The following is a 6,291-nucleotide window of genomic DNA, read 5'->3' on the forward strand; positions in this document are numbered from 1 at the left end:
TCCATGCGTATATACCCTTGTATATATTGTTTCTGCTTTATCTATACCTTTTGAAAGTTTCATACTAAATATAGAACAAGCTACTTGTATTCATACCTTCATTTTCTACTAGATACGTATCCGTCTCATCATAGATGCAAATTCTAGAAATCAACACATCCACCGCATCACCTACTTTGAAAGCATGTCCATCGATAGTATGATTCGCCACCAGTACTAACTCACCAATCCGCAGGGTCACTTCCAAACGATTTCCTTTGAATAAAATATGTTCAATATGACCTAGTTCCACCACACTGCGATAGCGGTGTAATGACCCTTGAGGATGAATGCTGATATATTCTGGTCGAATTAAGGCTTCTTTTACATTTTCGATTTTCTGAAAGCCCTTTAACACGTCATACCCTTCTACGACAGAAGACTTACCTAAGAACTTAGCCACAAAAGGAGTCTCTGGATTACAGTAGATCTCCTGCGGTGTTCCTACTTGTTCAATACGACCTTTGTTGGTGACCACGATTTGATCCGCCATTTCTAGCGCCTCTTCTTGGTCATGTGTGACAAAAATAGTAGTAATACCAATTTGCTGAATCGTATTACGTAGCCACATACGAAGCTCTTCTTTTACCTTCGCATCGATGGCTGCAAAGGGTTCATCCAAGAGCAATACCTCTGGATTCGGTGCCAACGCTCTCGCAAAGGCAACCCGTTGCCGTTGTCCGCCCGACAGTTGACTCGGATATCTATCTTCTAATCCACTAAGGCCAATGAGTTCGATGAGCTCTGTTACACGGCGACGAATTTCCTCCTTGGCCACTTTCTTTACAGTCAAGCCAAAGGCAATATTATCAAAGACCGTCATATAGCGAAACAAGGCATAACTTTGAAACAAAAAACCAATCCCTCTATCTGCCGGTGCCACGTCATTGACCCGTGTCCCATTGATACAGATATCACCTCGATCTGGTGTTTCCAAGCCAGCAATCATCCGTAATATGGTCGTCTTCCCACTACCACTAGGACCTAAGAGGGCTACCAAACTGCCCTTCTCAATGGATAAGGACACATCTTTAGATGCCTGAAAGTCTCCATAATTTTTATATATATTCGATAAACTAACGTACATGTATTTCCTCCCTCTACCTGTATCGATGACGATTATTACCGATGACTAGCTTTATGCGCCGCATAGGTGCGTAAACCAATCATGATGAAAGCCAATAGAATCAACACCGACGATACACTAAAGGATGCAACCACAGCGCTTTCAGTACCAGACATATAGAGAGCATCGATTTCTAATGGCAAGGTAAACGTAGAGCCCCTCGCCTTAGATACGGCCGCCACGGCTCCAAATTCACCCATAGCCCGGGCTCCGCACAAGATAATCCCATACAACAAAGGCCATTTGATGTGAGGAAAGGTGATCTCCTTAAAAATACGCCATCCAGAAGCCCCCATCAAAGCAGCCGCTTCCTCTTCTTCTCGCCCTTGATTCAACAAGACTGGCAAGATTTCACGGAATACAAAGGGCATCGTCATAAATATAGTAACCAAGATAACCCCTGGTATAGCAAACACAATACGAATATCTAACCCTGTCCACGCATTGAACTGATTGATGTATGGCCCTAACCATCCCAATCGACCAAAGGTGAGTAGAAAAGCTAAACCTGCAATGACTGGCGATACAGAAAAAGGTATATCTGCCAAAGTAGCTATCAATGTTTTACCAGGAAAATCGAATTTCGACACAGCAAACGCAGCCGCCACACCGAAGATAGCACTCACCAACATAGCAATGACCATCACCAAAATGGTCAGCCCCAAAGATTTCATCACATATACAGTGCTAATAGACTGCACATAGAACTGCCAACCTAAGGATAAGGCCTGAAACACTACTGAAAGCATAGGAATAAGAAGCATAGAAATAATGAATGCCCAAGCTAATAGAATTAACAAGGTAGAACCGTATCGTCCTTTCATAGTCCCCTTACCTCCCTTTAATACGCTTTGCGTGATGATTCTGAATCAGATTCACTACTAATAATATTGAAAACGAAATGCCTAATAACACAATGGCAATGGCCGTAGCACTGCTATAATCGGCATAATTTAACTTTTGCATAATCACATAGGACACAGCCTGTGTGTGATTTTTAAAACTATTCCCTGAAATGTAAATAATGCTACCATATTCGCCAATCCCTCTAGCAAAAGCCAAGCTAAAACCCGTCAACAAGGGTGGCAATAATTCAGGAAAAATAACTTGTCGGTACAGTCTAAACTTGCTCGCTCCCATCATGAAAGCTGCCTCTTCGTAAATAGGATCTAAGGTTTCTAACACCGGTTCCAAAGACCGCACCACAAAGGGAATCCCTACAAATACGAGGGCTACCACAATGCCTATTTGACTGTAAGCCACGTGAATCCCCCACTGTGACAGAATTGATCCAAACCAACCTGTATCGGTATACAGTTTCGACAAAGTAATACCTGCCACCGCTGTGGGTAGGGCAAAGGGGAGCTCTATCATACTATTCAGTAAAGCTTTTCCTGGAAAGGTATAGCGCACCAATACCCAAGCCAAGATAAACCCAAAGACCACATTAATAGCAGCTGCTATAGCTGCTGTTCCCAAGCTAGTTTTAAAAGCTTGTATGACATTCGCTTTTGTAAGCAATACTTTCCACGTGTCCCAAGGCAAGGACAAACCATGGGAAAACACTGACCCTAAAGGAATGATGATACAGATCGATAATAAGGCGATGGTAATGCCCAAAGACAATCCCATACCCGGAATAATCCGCGTCGATGTAGGGCGTATGATTCGTGAAAGCCACGATGTATTAGGTTCCATAGATTTCATCAAATACCCCACCTTCATCAAAAAACTTTTTATATACTGCATCCCAACCGCCATACGCATGAATCGTTGTTAACTCTATCCTATGGTTAAAGGTTGAAGAAAACTCCTGTAAGATAGCTGGATTAGACGGTCTAAACCCATAAGAACCAATCAATCGTTGTCCCTCATCGGAGTATAAATACTGAATGTAATCACGAGCCACCTCTGTAGTCTGATCTCGGTCTGTAATTCCTTTTACAAGCGCCACATTCGGCTCTGCAACGATACTCGTTTTCGGTGTGACCACTTCATATTGACCTGGGTAATTCTTCACAATTTGCAAGGCTTCATTTTCCCAAATCAATAGCACATCGCCTTGTTTATTTTCTACGAAAGTCGTCGCTGCACTACGAGCGCCAGCATCTAAGACTTTCACATGGTCATAGAGAGATTTCACATATCCTTTGGCACCCGTCTCTGTGCCGTATGCCCTAAGTCCATGATCCCAAGCTGCCATGAATATCCAACAAGCCGCGCTAGAACTTTTAGGGTCTGGAGCTACAATGGAAATGCCAGACCGTTCTAAATCTTCCCAACCTTGTATATGCTGAGGATTACCCTTTCGCACCAAGAATACAATAGTCGACGTATAAGGCGCCGAATGATTGGGGAACATCGCTTCCCAATTCGCATCAAGCAAATGCACACGGTTCAGCATCTCTATATCTTGCGAAGATCCTAATGACACAACATCGGCATCATTCCCTTCAATGATAGACCGTGCCTGCGCACTGGATCCACCATGAGATTGCGTGACATGCACATCCTTTCCAGTGAGTGTCTTATAATGCTCACGGAACAAGCGATTATAATCCTCGTAAAACTCACGTGTACTATCATAGGACACATTCGTAATGTGCACCTCATTACCCACTATTTTGGGCTCTTTCATACATCCTGTGAAAGTCCCTATACATACAATGCCTATCATGGCGATGAGCCAGTTTCTATATCGTTTTCGTTTCATATATCCTCCATCGTCATGATTCATTCCATAGCACTGCAATCATATTGTTAGACGCCACTAATTATAACCAGTTAGTTTGCTAATATTCCCTATCTACCTTTAGAAATAGCGACCATACTCTGCCTAAAAATATGATATATCTCAACTCTATAAATAAAACTTAAGAGTCATCCGCTAAAATACTTCAAGCATCGAAAATCCCTGTCGATAAATAGCGCTCCCCACCATCAGGTAGTAATACAACAATATTCTTATCCTTGTAAGCAGGATCCTGACCAATTTGTATAGCCGCTTGTAAGGCAGACCCCGAAGAAATGCCCAGTAACAAACCCTCTGTTCTAGCGATTGTCCGCGTACATGCGTAGGCATCTTCTGTAGAAACTGTGACAATTTTATCTAACAGCTTAGTATCTAATACATCCGGGATAAATCCTGCACCAATGCCTTGGATCCCGTGAGGGCCTGCTTCCTTGCCAGATAGTACAGCAGATGTCGTCGGCTCTACGCCGATAATCTGCACATTTGGGTTTTGCTCTTTCAGATAGCGACCCACTCCTGTCACAGTTCCGCCAGTACCAATGGAAGAAATAAATACATCTACTTCGCCATTCGTATCCTTCCAAATCTCAGGGCCTGTGGTCTCGTAATGTGTGTTCGGATTCGCAGGATTTGTGAATTGTTGCAAGATGAACGCATTACCATGTATCTGTTGCAACTCCTCAGCTACACGAATGCTGCCTTTCATCCCTTCTATGCCCGGTGAAAGTACTACTAAAGCGCCTAATGCTCTGACAATACGCTGTCGCTCCACACTCATCGTGTCGGGCATAACAAGAATTAACTTAAGACCCATTTGAGCTGCTACGAAAGCTAATCCAATACCCGTATTACCACTGGTAGGCTCAATCAGCACCGTATCTTTTTGTATTACTCCAGAGTCAATGCCCTCTTTGATCATCCCATAAGCAACACGGTCTTTTACACTGCCCAATGGATTAAAATATTCTAATTTTCCTAACAAACGGCCATTCAATTGATGTAGCTTTGTAAAAGCATCCAATGCCACCAAAGGCGTCGAGCCAATTAAATCTGTTACATGTTGGTACATGACGTATTCCCCCTTACTGTTATCTTCTCTATATATACTAGTAGTTACTTGTTATTTACTATTTACTATGTGCCGATATTATATATATCTATTGTGATATTTTAATAATTAATTTATGAGCGTTATATATTGATAATCTATATATCTAATTTTATAAATATATCTTTTTATTTCATAATTACAATATTTACATTAGTATGATTTCATACTTCTAATATGGGGTTACTATAAATTTGGAGCTACAGTAACGTCTACTATTGTATATTCTTATTCCTATGTAGTCAATTGGATATAAACTATATACATATATAGGTTAAAGCTATATATACATAAATATACATAACCGGAAATGAGAATTGTTATTTGTACATTAAAGAAAACAATAAAAAAGACACCTTTCGGTGTCTCCTTTTATTTTCTTAATCAGCGACTTTCTATGTGTTCCTGACTGTGGGTTTTATACGCCCTTCGGGCTTTAAAACCTTACGTCAGAAACTAAGCAATGCTCTATGATTTATGCGTTGCTTCTTCTATTTTTATCTTTTCATACTTTCCTTTTCCTACTTTGTTCCTAGCTGTGGATTTTGTGCGCCCCTTTTGGGGCTTCAAAATCTTACGCTAGGAACTCCCCGATTCACATATCTTTGTGCGTCACTTCGTTCCTTCAAAGATGGTTCACTGGGGATCCCAGGCCTTATCATATATAGCTTAGCTGCTACTTAATCAATCTGGCTGGAAACAGCTTAGTAGATTTATTAATCAGCGACTTCCTATATGTTCCTAGCTGTGGATTTTGTGCGCCCTTTAGGGCTTCAAAATCTTACGCTAGGAACTCCCCGATTCACACACTTTTATGCGTCGCTATGCTCCTTTAAATTATGAGCCCTGCTTATCCCAGGCCTTATCATATATAGCTTAGTTGCTACTTAATCAATCTGGCTGGAAACGGCCAGACCAAAATAATATATTGAATGAGAAAATAAAAAAGACGCCTTTCGGCGTCTTCTTTATTTTCTTAATCAGCGACTTCCTATTTGTTCCTGACTGTGGGTTTTATTCGCCCTTCGGGCTTTAAAACCTTACGTCAGGAACTAAGCGATGCTCTACAATTTATGCGTCGCTCCGCTCCTTTAAATTATGAGCCCTGCTTATCCCAGGGCGACCTGCTCGTATGTAAACTCACTAAGTAATAAAAAAAGAGCACCCTTTTGGGTGCTCTTTCTTTATTAATCAGCGACTTCCTATCCTCCCAGGCCGTTTCCAGCCAAGTACTTTCGGCGTTTACGAGCTTAACTACTGTGTTCG

The 6,291-nt window shown here is 41.6% G+C and carries 5 protein-coding genes; all 5 read right to left on the reverse strand.

What is annotated here, in order from left to right; all coding sequences use genetic code 11:
• Window positions 1–64: 64 nt before the first annotated feature.
• Window positions 65–1,126, reverse strand: coding sequence for an ABC transporter ATP-binding protein (locus EO127_RS06770; RefSeq protein ID WP_127448682.1), 1,062 nt, complete (start codon window positions 1,124–1,126; stop codon window positions 65–67).
• A gap of 35 nt (window positions 1,127–1,161) precedes the next feature.
• The gene (locus EO127_RS06775; protein WP_127448683.1) at window positions 1,162–1,989 is read right to left on the reverse strand and encodes a sulfate ABC transporter permease; all 828 of its coding nucleotides are present in this window, start codon (window positions 1,987–1,989) and stop codon (window positions 1,162–1,164) included.
• Between the two features lie 7 nt (window positions 1,990–1,996).
• The gene (gene cysT, locus EO127_RS06780) at window positions 1,997–2,872 is read right to left on the reverse strand and encodes a sulfate ABC transporter permease subunit CysT (RefSeq protein ID WP_127448684.1); all 876 of its coding nucleotides are present in this window, start codon (window positions 2,870–2,872) and stop codon (window positions 1,997–1,999) included.
• Complete coding sequence (locus EO127_RS06785; RefSeq protein ID WP_164742310.1) at window positions 2,853–3,878, reverse strand: sulfate ABC transporter substrate-binding protein; 1,026 nt, start codon at window positions 3,876–3,878, stop codon at window positions 2,853–2,855. The genes cysT and EO127_RS06785 overlap by 20 nt, the downstream gene beginning before the upstream one ends.
• Before the next feature lie 184 nt (window positions 3,879–4,062).
• Window positions 4,063–4,986, reverse strand: a complete 924-nt coding sequence (gene cysK / locus EO127_RS06790) for a cysteine synthase A (protein ID WP_127448686.1) — start codon at window positions 4,984–4,986, stop codon at window positions 4,063–4,065.
• Between the last annotated feature and the right edge of the window lie 1,305 nt (window positions 4,987–6,291).

Source organism: Veillonella sp. 3310, assembly GCF_003999875.1.
GTDB lineage: Bacteria > Bacillota > Negativicutes > Veillonellales > Veillonellaceae > F0422.